This window comes from Maribacter hydrothermalis, assembly GCF_001913155.1.
Taxonomy (GTDB): Bacteria; Bacteroidota; Bacteroidia; order Flavobacteriales; family Flavobacteriaceae; genus Maribacter; species Maribacter hydrothermalis.
This window is the reverse complement of the sequence record NZ_CP018760.1, coordinates 100,019-114,633: the sequence shown is the minus strand read 5'-3', so window position 1 is coordinate 114,633 and position 14,615 is coordinate 100,019. Positions and strand designations below refer to the sequence as shown.

The window sequence follows — 14,615 nt, the reverse complement described above, 5'->3', positions numbered from 1 at the left end:
CCTAAAGTAGCGTTGATCTTAATTTTCTTTTAGATATTAGGTTGTACACACCTAAAATTGGACCAATAGCTAATGGAATAAACATAAGAGTTACAGGAATAATCGTTTGAAGTAGTCCTAAAAGCTGTATACTGATAATTGTTATAGTAAAACCGATACAGTTTACAAGAGTAAGCGCTGTTCCTTTTAATTCGGGAACTACTGCAGATGCTACTAAATTTGAGAATTGGGGTGAATCTGCCGTTACCACAATTCCCCATAAACACCAACCTGACAAAAACACAGAAGGTGGAAGATAAAATAGTAAAGGAGAAATTAAACAAAGAAATCCGGATGCTATTAAGGCTATAAGGGCCACTTTTTTACTGCCTATTCGTTGCGATAGTATGCCACCGTAAGCACATGATAATCCGCCGAACGCTATCACGATTCCCGACCAAAGAGCGACCGATATATCGATGTCAGATTGTATGGCAAACCATTGTATTGCTACAGGTGTAAATGCCCAAAAAGCATACAGTTCCCACATATGGCCAAAATACCCGAATGCAGCTTTCTTGAATTCAAAATTTTTGAAAAGTTTAGGTCCAGCATTTAGCTTTAATGTAGCACTTTCAACTCTATATGGACCATTTGGCACAAGTAAATAGAGAAATAGTCCGCCCAATGCAGTAATACCTGATGTCAGTTTTATAACACTATCTGGGTGATTGGCTAACGGACTCCCTTTAATTAAAAATGGAAAAGCGGAACCAAGAACTAAAGCTCCTACAAGAAACCCTAGTGCTTTACCCAAACCTTTTTCATAATAATCTGCCGCTATTTTCATACCTACAGGATAAATACCCGCTAAAAAGAATCCTGTGCTAAATCTTGTTAGTAATAAACTGCTCACGCTTAACTGCGGATAAATTAATGTTAGATTAGAAATGGCGGCTAGAAAAGCACATATCATAAACACCTTTGCTGGTGAAAAGCGATCTGCAATCATTAAGATGCCGAAAACTAATGTCCCGATAATGAAACCGAATTGCACCGATGAAATTACATAGCTAATAATCTCAGGCCCAAAATCTAACTTTTTAGTTAGTGACTCTATAATTGCATTACCAGCAAACCAAGTGGATGTACAGGCAAATTGTGATAGAATAATGATGGGAAGAATATGTAGCTTTTGTTTCAATAGTTTAATTAACAAATGTGACTTTAACTATCTCATTATTTTCAACTTCATAAATGGCTGCGGCTTTGAAGGTTTTACCATTTGCAGTAATTGATTCTTCATCAATAACTTTATTGCCGATGACAATTCTATTAAGTATTTCGCAGTGTAAATCTGGGGCAGAATTAAAGAATTCGGTATAGCCAGCTCTCATTGCATCTATACCAGCTGTTCTTAATTCGCCCGAGTAGCTATATAGTTTAGCTTGTTTTGAGTAGGTAGCTAAAAAACCGTCAATATCCCTGTTGTTATAAGCATCAAGCTGTTTTTGAACAATGATTTCGGGGTCAAAAGTTGTTTTTTTATCTCTAATAAAAGTCATGCTTTTTATGAGTCCGTCAGTTTCATAAATAGCTACTTGTTGGTTTTGTTTATCACCAATAGAAACAACCTCTTGGTCAATTACTGTGGAACCAATTACAATTCTTGAAGACACTTTAACTTCAATAGAAGGTGTTTTTTGATAAAATGCTTCATAGCCCTTTTTTAATTGTGCTCTACCGACCGATATCGTATCCTTCGAAAAATTTCTCACTACGACATCTTCCGAATAACAATTTGCGAATGCTTCTAAGTCACGAGCATTAAAACTTTCTACTTGTTTTTGGACAATTAATTCCGGCGCGTCTTTAGAAACAAAAGAAATAAACTTTCCATTTGGGCTAATTGCCAGTCTCGATATACCGTGAATATCCGTCTTTTGGAATTCAAAAAAGGATTTCCAAATGGTATCAGAATTTGGTTTAAAAACTAATAGGTACTCGTTTAAAGCGGTAATAATATTTCCATCAACAGTCCAGCAAATATCTTGAGTGTTTTCTATAAGTGTAATGATTTGCTCGGTTTCTTTGGTATTAGGGTTTAATGATTTTATATAAGTACTATCTCCTTCTTTTGATATAAAGCTGATTAAATCACTACTAGGAATTTTATGCAACGACCTACCTACATTTTTTTGGGCAGTATAACTTGCATGCGTTTTTAGGTTATACACTACCAAATCCATACGGTCTTCAATTAAAACCGTACACACAATAATATCATTAGAATACCAAACATGGTAACCCACTTTTAAGTCAGGTAATAAAATGTTTGATTCGCCAGTCTTTATATCATACTCATATAAACGTTGCAGACCATCATCATCTAATCGAACAGCGGATATAGCCTCTTTACCTGGAATTTTTAAAGGCGAATATTCACTGCCATTAGGAGTATTTGAAAGCCAAGTTGTTGTTTTGTCGTTTATATCATAAAGAGCAATATCCGTTTGATTATTTCTTGTTGATGCAAATAGAATTTTATTATCAGAAAAGAATGAAGGCTGATTATCATAACCTTCATTATTAGATATATTAATGACGTTGTTAATCTTTAAAGAGTCGTTAGACAGGTTTAAATCTGCCAAGTAAACTTCTGTGCTTTGTTGCGCAATAGAATTAAAGCAACACAAAATATTGGTAATTAGTACAGCATAAATATGTTTCATAAAAATCTGTTTAGATTATGGAAACCGTTATCTTTTGTTCGCAAAACGTTTTAAAATTGCACGTACATTTTTAGTGTTATCAACAAAATACCTGGCTTGCGTTTTTTGTCTACCCACTTTCACTGTTACTGAATCTTTGGGAAGCTCTTGGAACATAAACTCATCGGTCCAGTCATCTCCAATTGCGAAAACGAAATCATAGTCATGTTCAGAATAAACGCGCATTGAAGCCCGACCTTTGTTTACATTACTACTTTTTATTTCCATGACTTTGTTCCCATTTAAAACACTTAAATCGTCATTGGCTATTAAACTTGTAAGGACGGTGTTTAATTCTACCGCTCTCTTTTGGCCAAAATCCGGGTCTGTTTTTCTGTAATGCCAAGCTAAAGAGTAGTTTTTTTCTTCAATAAAACTACCTGGAGTACGATCAACAAAAGATTCTAAAACCGGTAATATTTTCTCCATCCAGTCTTTCTTAACTGTTTCTAACATTCTAAATTCCTCACCACCTTGAGAAATCCATACACCGTGCTCAACGATCATATTGTATTTTTTAGGCAAAAACCATTTGGTAAATGTTTCTTTATCTCGCCCACTAATTAAATACATATCTGTATTTGGTTGTGAAGAAATTTCGTCTAGAAGTGTATACAATTCTTCATCTGGAGATGCTTTTTGTGGGTCGGTATGAAAACCCGCCAATGTACCATCATAATCCAAAAACACCAATCTCCTTCTAGATTTATTATAACTATCCATTATCGTATTCATAATATCTATAGATAGTTTTCTGGATTTATAGGTTTGATCTTTTTCTTTTTGGCCAACTAATGAATTCATAAAATCATTTGCCCATTTTTCCACATTATAGCGCTCCAATCTCTTCTGTAATAAAGTATTTCTAGCAATCTGTTCTTCTTTAGGCATGTTGATAGCCTCGTTCAGTGAATCTGCTATTTGTTCAAAATTATTAGGGTTAATTAGTAGCGATTCGTTCATTTCATTGGCAGAACCGGCCATTTCGCTTAATATTAAAACACCTGTTTTATCAGTTCTGGTAGCAATGTATTCTTTGGCCACTAAATTCATTCCATCCCTAATTGGTGTCAACCAGGCAATATCAGAAGAAGTGTATAAATCAATAAGGTTTTCAAAAGGCATAGATCTGTAGAAATACCATATTGGTGTCCAGCTTACCGTTGATAGTTCTCCATTTATACGCCCTACCAATTCATCAATCTCCCTCTTCAATAATTGATATTGCGGTACGTTTGATCTGGAAGGCACGGCAAGTATAATTAAGCGGACCCTTTCTTTATAATGTGGGTATTTGTTTAAAAAATATTCAAAAGCATTAAGTCGCTTTGCAATACCTTTAGTATAATCTAACCTATCAATAGATAAAAAGAACTTAGCATCTGGCGCCGATTTTTTATGGGTATCTAATCGTTTCTGCAATTCGGATTTTTCATCTTCAGAGCGTTGAGAATGTTCTTTGGCGGCATCACTGAATTTTTTATAATCAATTCCCATAGGAAAAGAATCTACTTTAATAACTCTGTCGTCAAGATAAATATCATTAAAACTAACTTCTAGGCCTAAAAGCCTTCGTACAGAGCTTAAAAAGTGACGTTCGTAATCATAAGTATGAAAACCAATTAAGTCTGACCCTAACAAGCCTTGCAACACTTCTCGTCTCCATGGTAGCGTTCTAAATATTTCATAAGAAGGAAATGGAATATGCAAAAAGAACCCAATAGAAATATCTGGCCGTTCCGCACGAACCATTTGTGGTACTAGCATTAACTGATAATCATGAATCCAAATAGTATCTTCATTATCGGCTTTTTCAAGAATTGCATCTGCAAATTTTTGATTCACCGCTTTGTAAATTTCCCAGCTCTCCAATTCAAATTCGGAATATTCTAAGAAGTAGTGGAATAATGGCCAAACGGTTCTATTGCTAAATCCGTAGTAAAAACCATCAACTTCTTTTTCTGTCAGTTTTACCTTAGAGGAACCATGTTTTGCTAGTGCTGCATCTATTTTAGGAGCTAATTCTTCTGGTATTTCTTCGTCTGTTAATCCGCTCCAACCTATCCAAAGGCTATCACCACTAGAATGGACAGATTTCATTCCGGTTGCTAAACCGCCAACACTTGGCACCGCAGTTATGCCTCCATTGCTAATTTGTAATTGTACGGGTAGTCTATTTGAGATTATGATAGTTTTAGCCATAAAAGAGAATTTTTTGCTACTTCTTGATTATTATTTCTCTAAATTTCGGGAAAAAGGAGGGCAATACCAATTGAAACCTCATTTGAATTAAGATTTTTATTGAATGGATAATTTAGACTACGGAATAATAGGAAATTGTAGAAGTGCAGCGTTAATCTCAAAAACAGGAAACATAGAATGGTGTTGTTTACCAGAGTTTGATAGTCCGTCTATTTTTGCGAAATTACTAGATGAGGAAATAGGGGGCAGTTTTGAAATTAATGTAGATAGTTCATATGTTATTACTCAAAAATACGAGCCTTTTACTACTATTTTAATTACCTCTTTTAAGTCAGGTGAAAATCATTTCGAGATCCATGATTTTATGCCGCGCTATAGAAAAGAGGGTAAAAAATACCATGCACCGCCAGAATTGGTTAGATATTTTAAACTTATATCTGGTGCTCCAAAGTTTTCAGTACACTATAATCCCAAGCTTGAGTATGCTGTGGGCAAAACAGAATCATTTATAAAAAAGGATTTTGTAGCAAGTCTTACACACGACGTAAAATTCGATACTATATTTCTATATACTTCCTTTGATAAAAAAACCATTATAAATAGTGGAGAAATAACGTTAAAAGAAGATGGTTATATTTTGGTGGGATATAATGAGAAGCTATTGTTACCTACTACAGATAGGGCTTATCTAGATTTGCAGAATACAAAAGTATATTGGTTAAATTGGTCCAATTTAACACCGACCTATAAGAAATTTAATAAAGAGATTTCTAGAAGTGCTTTGACACTTAAACTATTAAGTTATGATAAAACAGGAGCTGTATTAGCAGCTGCAACAACTTCATTACCAGAAACCATAGGTGAAGTGCGTAATTGGGATTATCGTTTTTGTTGGATACGAGATGCTTCTATGGTTATTAAGGTAGTTTCTGAATTAGGGCATAAGAATGTAGCAAAACGCTATTTACAGTTTATTATTGATTTAATACCAGACAAGGCAGAAAAGTTACAGATTATGTACGGTATTAATAAAGAAAAGAAGCTAACTGAAGTAACCCTAGAACATTTAGCGGGTTATAAAGGCTCTAAACCAGTACGAATAGGCAATGCAGCCTATCACCAAAAACAGAATGATATTTATGGAATACTAATGGATGTTATCTATGAACAAATGGCCAAGTTTAGTGTAGACATAGAAAATGGTGAAGATTTATGGGCAATTACGAAAGGTATCGTTTGGATTGTAAGTAACAATTGGAAAGATGCAGATAAAGGTATTTGGGAGTTTAGAACAGAGGATAGACATTTTACATTCTCAAAAGTATTATGTTGGACAGCCTTAGATCGCGCTATAAAAGTGGCAGAAATGCTAGGTAAAAAGCATAAAATTGAGAAATGGGAGCCTATTAGAGCTGAAATATGGCAAGATATATATGACAACGCTTGGAACGAAGAAATTGGCGCGTACACGCAATCATATGGCTCTAAGGAGTTAGATGCATCTGTGTTGTTAATGGAATCTTACGGGTGTGTAAAAGCAAAAGATGAAAGATATATAAGTACGGTACATGCAATTGGGAAAGAGTTAAATAATGACGGATTGCTATATCGATATAAAAATGAAGATGATTTTGGTTTACCATCATCATCTTTTACTGTATGTACATTTTGGTACATAAATAGCTTGTTTAAAATAGGGGAACGCAAAAAAGCTCTTGAATATTTTGAGCGATTATTGAGTTATAGTAATCATTTAGGTCTTTTCAGTGAAGATATTGATTTTAAGACTAAAAGATTATTAGGAAACTTCCCACAAGCATATTCGCATTTAGCATTAATTGAATGTGCAATTAACTTCTCTAAAAAAGAAAGTGAAGATCAAATATTAGAAAATTTAAGAGATTAAATACTTGTTTTAATCAGCTTAATCTTTTCAATTAAAGCTTTAAAATGCTGTAGTGTGGTAAACGGGTTCATTACCGTAATACGCATGTAATGCACGCCTTTTAATTTTGTTTGTACAATATAAAATTCGCCATCTTCTAAAAGAGCTTGGCGAATTTTGATATTTAATTCGTTGAGGTACTCTGTGCTCATTCCGGGTTCAATAAATCTAAAACAAACAATATTGGACATTGGTTGTAGTGCTACTTCAAAATTTGGTTCTTCCGCTATTAGATTTGCAAAAATAGCGCCCATATCATATAACTGAGTTACATTGGCATCAAAAACTTCTTCTCCATATAGTTTTAAAAGGGTAAACCAATGTATGGACATCATGTTCTTCGTACATTCAAATGTACGTTTGCCAGAGTTGTACCAATCTTCATGTTCAGAATCTGAAAGTAAATAATCCGCTTTTTGACTGAAGGTGGCTTTTGAATTTATTTCATTTTTAAATAGTAAAGCTGTAGTTAGGGCTGGCATCATCATCATCTTATGTCCGTCTATAACAACGGAATCGGCTTTATCAATGCCATTTAGGGTATGTCTGTATTTTTTAGAAAAAATTCCCGCACCACCATGCGCTCCATCTACATGAAACCAAATTTTTTGTTTTTCAGCAAAACCTCCAATAGTTTCAAGATCATCGAAAATACCTGTAGCGGTAGAAGGTGCACTTCCTATGATTGCAAATACTTCTATGCCTTTGGCTTTTGCTTCTTCAAATTTAGATTCTAAAAGGGAAGTATCCATTTGGAATTCCCTTGTAACAGGCACCTTAATAATTCCTTGATTACCAAGTCCCATAATTCTAGCGGCACGATCTACACAGTAATGAGCTTCTTCGCTAACCATAATACCTAATTGGTTTTGGTTGCCCTCATTCCAAATATCTTTTTTTGTAATAGCTTTCCTAGCGCTCAATAAAGCTGTAAGGTTTGCTAATGTACCACCAGAAGTTAAAAAACCGCTAGAAGACTCTTTGAAACCAATTTTATTACAAACAAGTTCGATAATAATACGCTCAATAGCATTTGAAGCCATGCCCATTTCATAAACTGCGGTTCCGTTATTTAACAAAGAACTAATTAACCCAGTGAGTGCAGTAATCGGTGCAGGCGGACTTACTTGATGACCAAGATAATGTGGATGATGAGTATAGGTGGTATGTTTGGTTATTTCTTTAAACAAGTCTTTTTTAGAACCATTTTTTAAAAAGTCTTTCCAAAACTTTAACTCGTGTTCTGGTTCGTTCCAATTGATGGCATTTTTTGAATAAGCATTTAATTTATCCTCTAAATGAGAAGTCAATTGGTCTATTAGTAGATGACCATTGGAATTAAATTCCTCTACATTATAAACCTTTAGAAGTAATTTTTTATTCATGAGTTAAAATTAGGTATGATTAAAATGTTTACCAAATAAAAAAGCCGCCCAATTTGGGCGGCTAACATTCAATTTACCAAACAACAAAAGGTAATCTGAACTAGTCAAAGGTGTACCCGTTATCTGCTGCTATTTTATCTGCAATTTGCGTGCGTAAAGCAACAATATTAGGGTAGTTAGTATATTTTGTAAAGCGTTTAAGACCCATTAACATCATCCGTTGCTCATCACCTTCGGCAAAAGAAACGATTGCTTCCTTACCTTTTTTAATAATGATTTCTGTAGCATTGAAAAGATATAATCTAGACATCGCTATTTGTGTTGCTTGGGCATCTTCGCCAAAACGTTTTGCATTCTTCTCCGTACGTAATAAAGCAGATTCTGCCATATATACTTCTATAAGAATGTCCGAAGCAGCCAACATTAATTGTTGGTGATTTTCTAACTCAGGTCCAAATTTCTGAACTGCAGAGCCGGCAACCATTAAGAAAACTTTTTTAAGTCTTTTTAATATATCTTTTTCTTCAGCGAATAACTCAGAAAAATCAGGAACCTCAAAAGAAGGTATTCCCATTAATTCTTCACCAACAGCCGTGGCAGGGCCAAGAAGATCAACATGACCTTTCATTGCTTTTTTAACAAGCATTCCTACGGCCAACATTCTGTTGATTTCGTTGGTACCTTCATAAATTCGGGCTATTCTTGAATCTCTCCAAGCAGATTCCATTGGCGTATCTGCACTAAAGCCCATACCTCCAAAAATTTGAATACCTTCATCCGTTGTATTTTGACAATCTTCTGAAACTGCTACTTTAAGGATAGAACACTCAATAGCATATTCCTCAACACCTTTTAATTCAGCCTCTTGATGTGTGTTACCTTCTGCTTCACGAATAGCGATACGATCTTCAATATTTTTTGCAGCACGATAACTAGCAGATTCATCCACATAAACGCTAGTTGCCATTTCTGCAATTTTAGATTTTATAGCACCAAAGTTCATAATAGGTGTTTTAAACTGAATACGCTCGTTTGCATATCTAGTAGCCTCACCAATGACTCTTCTTTGTGCATCTAAACAAGCAGCGGCCAATTTAATACGTCCTATGTTTAAAGCGTTCATCGCAATCTTGAATCCGTTTCCTCTTGTAGAAAGCATATTTTCAACAGAAACTTTGGTTTCATTGAAAAAAACCTGACGGGTAGAGGAGGAATGAATACCCAACTTCTTTTCTTCATCACCTAAAGTGATACCATTACTTGGGTCATTTTCAACTATGAATCCGGTAATGTTTTTATCATCTTCAATACGAGCAAAAACAATAAACATGTTACAGAAACCAGCATTGGAAATCCACATTTTCTGTCCTGTGATGCTGTAAGATTTACCGTCTTCAGAAAGCACGGCTTTAGTTTTTCCTGAATTTGCGTCAGAACCAGCACCTGGTTCAGTAAGACAATACGCGCCAAACCATTCACCAGAAGCAAGTCTAGGAACATATTTTTGTTTTTGTTCTTCAGTACCATACAATGTTATTGGCATTGTTCCAATTCCTGTATGTGCTCCGAAGGCTGTACTAAAAGAACCAGTTGCGCCGGAAATATAATCGCAAACTAACATGGTAGACACAAAGCCCATTCCCATACCACCGTAAGATTCAGGTACTGCAACACTTAACAATCCTAATTCACCAGCTTTACGCATGGTTTCCTCAGTGTAAGCATAATCTTTTTTCTCAAAACGTTCCCAATGTGCCCAAAGCTCTCTATCTACGAATTCTTTAGTGCTATCGCGCATCATTCGTTGTTCTTCACTCAAATCTTCAAGTGTGAAAACATCTTCACATTTGGTTTCTTTGACAAGGAACTGTCCTCCTCTAAGAAGATCATTATTTGCAGTATCTGTACTCATAATTTAGTGGTATTTAATATAAAATAGTCAGTAAATAGAATTTAAAACACTATATAAACTAACTAGTAATAAGTTATTATTTTAAAAATTCAAATATTCCAGCCGCACCTTGGCCAGTTCCTACACACATGGTCACCATGCCGTACTTGCCTTGCATGTTACGTTTACGCATTTCATCAAACAATTGAACGGATAATTTAGCTCCGGTACAACCCAGCGGATGTCCTAATGCAATTGCACCTCCATTAACATTAACGATATCTTGGTTGAGCTTCAGTTCTCGTATTACTGCTAATGATTGTGAAGCAAAAGCTTCGTTTAATTCAATCAATTCTATATCATCTTGTTTTAAACCTGCTTGCTTTAATGCCTTAGGAATTGCTTTTACAGGACCAATTCCCATAATACGAGGTTCAACACCGGCAGCGGCATAATTTACTAAGCGGGCAATTGGCTCTAAATTTAATTCTTTCACCATGTCCTCACTCATAATTAAAACAAAGGCAGCACCATCACTCATTTGAGAGGAGTTACCAGCAGTAACACTACCACCAGCGGCAAAAACTGCTCGTAAACCAGCTAATGCCTCTTTACTAGTTCCTTTTCTAGGACCTTCATCTTTATTTACAGTGTAACTCTTGTTTGCCTTTTTTCCATTTTCATCCACATAAGTTTGATGCACTGTTATTGGAACGATTTGATCTTGAAAGCGATCTTCTGCTTGGGCCTTTAGAGCTTTCATATGCGAGTGATAAGCAAACTCATCTTGGTCTTCTCTAGAAACGTTAAATTGATTAGCGACGGCTTCAGCTGTATTACCCATTCCCCAATAATAATCTTCATGTCCAGATTTAATGGTGTCGTAATTCAGTTCAGGTTTAAAGCCTGTCATAGGAACGGAACTCATACTCTCTGCACCACCCGCAATAATACAATCTGCCATTCCTGATTGAATTTTGGCAGTTGCGATGCCAATGGTCTCAATTCCTGAGGAACAGAATCTGTTTACGGTTACCCCAGGCACGTCTACGATATCTAATCCCATAAGTGAGATTAAACGAGCCATATTTAATCCCTGAGAACCTTCGGGCATTGCATTACCTACGATGACATCGTCAATACGTTTTTTGTCTAATTGCGGTACTTCAGCCATCATATACTGAATGGTTTCGGCAGCAAGTTCGTCAGCACGTTTAAAACGGAAAACTCCTTTTGGTGCTTTTCCTACTGCTGTTCTATATGCTTTTACTATATATGCTGTTTTCATTTCTAATCTTACTTTTAGCTGTCAGCTTTTGGCTTCTAGCATTTAATTGTTGTTCATTAAGAAAGCCAATAGCCAAGTGCTAATGGCAAAAAGCTTTGTATTTAATTACGCAACGGTTTTCCAGTTTTCAACATGTGTTGAATTCTTTCTAACGTTTTGCGTTCAGTACATAGTGATAAGAACGCTTCACGCTCTAAATCCAATAAATATTGTTCAGTAACTAATGTAGGTTCGGATAAATCGCCACCTGCCATTACATACGCCAACTTATTTGCAATTTTCTTATCGTGTTCGCTAATGTATTTACTGTCTTCCATAGAATCAGTACCAACCAAGAACATACCTAAAGCTTGTTTACCAAGAACTTTAATATCTTTTCTTTTAACCGGTTGGGTATAACCAGCTTCTGCCATTAATTTGGCATGAGCTTTTGCAGTTGCTATTTGACGTTCTTTATTAACTACAACAATATCTTTACCATGTTGTAAAATTCCCAAATCGTAGGCTTCATATGCCGAAGTAGAGACCTTAGCCATACCAATGGTTAAGAAATACTCTTGAAGTATATTTAATTCCACATCATTTTTATGGAATAAATCTTGAGCTCTAAGGGCGAATTCTTTAGAACCACCACCGCCAGGAATTACGCCTACTCCGAATTCAACTAATCCGATGTAGGTTTCTGCCGCCGCAACAACTTTATCAGCATGTAACGAAAGCTCGCAACCACCACCTAAAGTCATGCCGTGTGGAGCAGAAACTGTAGGTATTGCAGAATAACGCATGCGCATCATAGTATCTTGGAACATTTTAATAGCCATGTTCAATTCGTCATACTCTTGTTCAACGGCCATCATAAATATCATACCGATATTTGCACCTACTGAGAAGTTTGGTGCTTGATTACCAACAACCAATCCTTGAAAATCTTTTTCGGCTAAATCTATAGCCTTATTCAATCCGGCTAAAACATCACCGCCAATAGTGTTCATTTTAGATTGGAATTCTACATTTAATATTCCATCGCCTAAATCTTCAACAACTACACCGCTATTTTTGAATACTTCTTTAGATTTTCTAATATTATCTAGAATGATAAAAGAATCTTGTCCCGGTATTTTTTCTATAGATTTTTTAGGAATATCATAGTAGTAAGAAGCGCCGTCTTTTACAGCGTAAAAAGATTTGTTGCCAGAAGCAACCATTTCATTGACCCATGCAGCAGGAGTTTCTCCTTCCGCTTTCATGATTTCTAAACCTTTTTCAATTCCTATTGCATCCCAAATTTGAAAAGGACCATGTTCCCAGCCAAAGCCAGCTTTCATGGCATCATCAATTTTGTATAATTCATCTGTAATTTCAGGAATTCTATGTGAAACATAGGCAAACAGTGCGGCAAAGCTTTTTCTATAAAATTCTCCGGCTTTGTCTTTGCCGGCAACCAACACTTTAAAGCGGTCTTCTACTTTATCAATCGTCTTTGTTAATTCTAAGGTTGCGAAACTTGCTTTTTTATTAGTACGATAATCCATCGTATCTAAATCTAAAGTCAAAATTTCAGTATTTCCTTTAGCGTCTTTAGATTTTTTATAAAAACCTTGTCCTGTTTTGCTACCCAACCATTTATTTTCCATCATGGTATTGATGAAGCTTGGGAGTTTAAAAAGCTCCAATTTTTCATCATCTTTACAATTGTCAGCAATACCATTAGCAACATGTACTAGTGTATCTAAACCGACAACATCAACAGTTCTAAATGTTGCAGATTTTGGCCTTCCAATAACAGGTCCGGTTAATTTATCAACTTCTTCAACGGTCATGCCCATATCTTTTACCATGTGGAAAAGACTTTGGATGCTAAATATTCCTATTCTATTACCTATAAAAGCGGGCGTGTCTTTAGCCACTACAGAGGTTTTACCTAAAAACTGCTCTCCGTAACCATTTAAAAAATCTAATACTTCCGGGGAAGTTTTGGGTCCTGGGATTATTTCAAAAAGTTTTAAATAACGCGCCGGATTAAAGAAGTGAGTTCCACAGAAATGTTTCTGGAAATCATCACTACGACCTTCACTCATAAAATGAATAGGAATACCAGAAGTGTTAGAAGTAATTAATGTACCAGGTGTTCTGTGTTTTTCAAGATTTTCAAAAACAACCTTTTTTATATCTAATCTTTCTACTACTACCTCAATAATCCAATCTACTTTGGAAACTTTGGCAATATCATCCTCTAAATTACCAGTGGTAATTCTGTCCGCAAATTTTTGGTGATAAATAGGTGAGGGTTTTGATTTTAATGCTGCCGCTAATGAATCATTTACCAATCTATCGCGAACTATCTTATCTTGCAAGGTTAGACCTTTCGCTTTTTCTTTATCATTTAGTTCACGCGGAACAATGTCCAACAATAAAACCTCTACGCCAATATTCGCAAAATGACAGGCAATACCACTACCCATTATTCCCGAACCAATTACCGCTACTTTTTTAATGTGCTTGTTCATGTACTTAAAACTGTATTAATTTGAAATATTATTTTGTAAAAAATTTTTTATCTGATATCAACTTATTAATGGTGTCCGTTACCTCAAAAAAGGTTGTTAATTTTTCTTCAGAAAGCTCATTTTGTACCGCTTCATTAAACTGAATTACCCTACTTTTGGAATCATTTCTTTTTTCTAAACCAAAATCGGTTAAGTAAATGAGGACACCGCGTCCATCATTAGGATTTGGTTTTCTTAAAATGAGTCCTTTTTTTTCCATGCTTTTCAATATTCTTGAAAGGCTTGTAGCTTCCATTCCCATTTTTGGACCTAATGATGTAGAGGGGGTGCCTACCTTTGGGTCAATACTCAATAATGTGAAGCCTACTGCCATAGTAGAATCGAAATTTTTAGCTTCTTCATTATACATTCTAGCTACCGCTTGCCACGTAGCTCTTAAGGCATAATCAATTGTTGCTTCCTTCATACTTTGGTGGTTGGTCACCAAATATAATCAAATTTATTATGCATGCATAATAAATTTGTAAAATATTAAGAATTTTAAAAGCTCGCTAGGAATAAAGATCTTCAAGACAAGCTGCGAGTCATAGAATTGAAAATTTAATTACGATTTCGACGCAGATGCAGAAGCAGTTAAAGCACGAATA

General features: G+C 35.4%; 9 protein-coding genes. 1 reads left to right on the top strand and 8 read right to left on the bottom strand.

Going from position 1 to position 14,615, the window contains the following annotated elements:
- Position 1: 1 nt before the first annotated feature.
- The 3 genes from BTR34_RS00530 to BTR34_RS00520 are packed head-to-tail and all read right to left on the bottom strand — an operon-like array spanning position 2 to position 4,952.
- Positions 2-1,183 carry an MFS transporter gene (locus BTR34_RS00530; protein WP_068485002.1) on the bottom strand — a complete coding sequence of 394 codons (1,182 nt, stop codon included), beginning with the start codon at positions 1,181-1,183 and terminating at the stop codon, positions 2-4.
- Positions 1,184-1,187: 4 nt separating this feature from the next.
- Positions 1,188-2,711, bottom strand: coding sequence for a nuclear transport factor 2 family protein (locus BTR34_RS00525; RefSeq protein ID WP_068484525.1), 1,524 nt, complete (start codon positions 2,709-2,711; stop codon positions 1,188-1,190).
- 27 nt (positions 2,712-2,738) lie between these two features.
- The gene (locus tag BTR34_RS00520) at positions 2,739-4,952 is read right to left on the bottom strand and encodes a bifunctional alpha,alpha-trehalose-phosphate synthase (UDP-forming)/trehalose-phosphatase (protein WP_068484526.1); all 2,214 of its coding nucleotides are present in this window, start codon (positions 4,950-4,952) and stop codon (positions 2,739-2,741) included.
- A gap of 103 nt (positions 4,953-5,055) precedes the next feature.
- Between BTR34_RS00520 and BTR34_RS00515 the strand changes: the two genes are divergently transcribed.
- Positions 5,056-6,858 (top strand): glycoside hydrolase family 15 protein, encoded by a 1,803-nt coding sequence (locus BTR34_RS00515; protein WP_068484527.1) that lies wholly within the window; start codon positions 5,056-5,058, stop codon positions 6,856-6,858.
- Here BTR34_RS00515 and BTR34_RS00510 read toward each other — a convergent pair.
- The 5 genes from BTR34_RS00510 to BTR34_RS00490 form a co-directional block, all read right to left on the bottom strand.
- Positions 6,855-8,282 (bottom strand): pyridoxal phosphate-dependent decarboxylase family protein, encoded by a 1,428-nt coding sequence (locus tag BTR34_RS00510; RefSeq protein WP_068484528.1) that lies wholly within the window; start codon positions 8,280-8,282, stop codon positions 6,855-6,857. The two genes, BTR34_RS00515 and BTR34_RS00510, sit on opposite strands and share 4 nt — an antisense overlap.
- Before the next feature lie 100 nt (positions 8,283-8,382).
- The gene (locus BTR34_RS00505; RefSeq protein ID WP_068484529.1) at positions 8,383-10,194 is read right to left on the bottom strand and encodes an acyl-CoA dehydrogenase family protein; all 1,812 of its coding nucleotides are present in this window, start codon (positions 10,192-10,194) and stop codon (positions 8,383-8,385) included.
- Between the two features lie 76 nt (positions 10,195-10,270).
- Positions 10,271-11,461 carry an acetyl-CoA C-acyltransferase gene (locus tag BTR34_RS00500; protein WP_068484530.1) on the bottom strand — a complete coding sequence of 397 codons (1,191 nt, stop codon included), beginning with the start codon at positions 11,459-11,461 and terminating at the stop codon, positions 10,271-10,273.
- A gap of 101 nt (positions 11,462-11,562) precedes the next feature.
- Complete coding sequence (locus tag BTR34_RS00495) at positions 11,563-13,968, bottom strand: 3-hydroxyacyl-CoA dehydrogenase/enoyl-CoA hydratase family protein (RefSeq protein WP_068484531.1); 2,406 nt, start codon at positions 13,966-13,968, stop codon at positions 11,563-11,565.
- Positions 13,969-13,996: 28 nt separating this feature from the next.
- Positions 13,997-14,434: a MarR family winged helix-turn-helix transcriptional regulator gene (locus BTR34_RS00490; RefSeq protein WP_068484532.1), complete on the bottom strand. Its 438-nt coding sequence runs from the start codon at positions 14,432-14,434 to the stop codon at positions 13,997-13,999.
- Between the last annotated feature and the right edge of the window lie 181 nt (positions 14,435-14,615).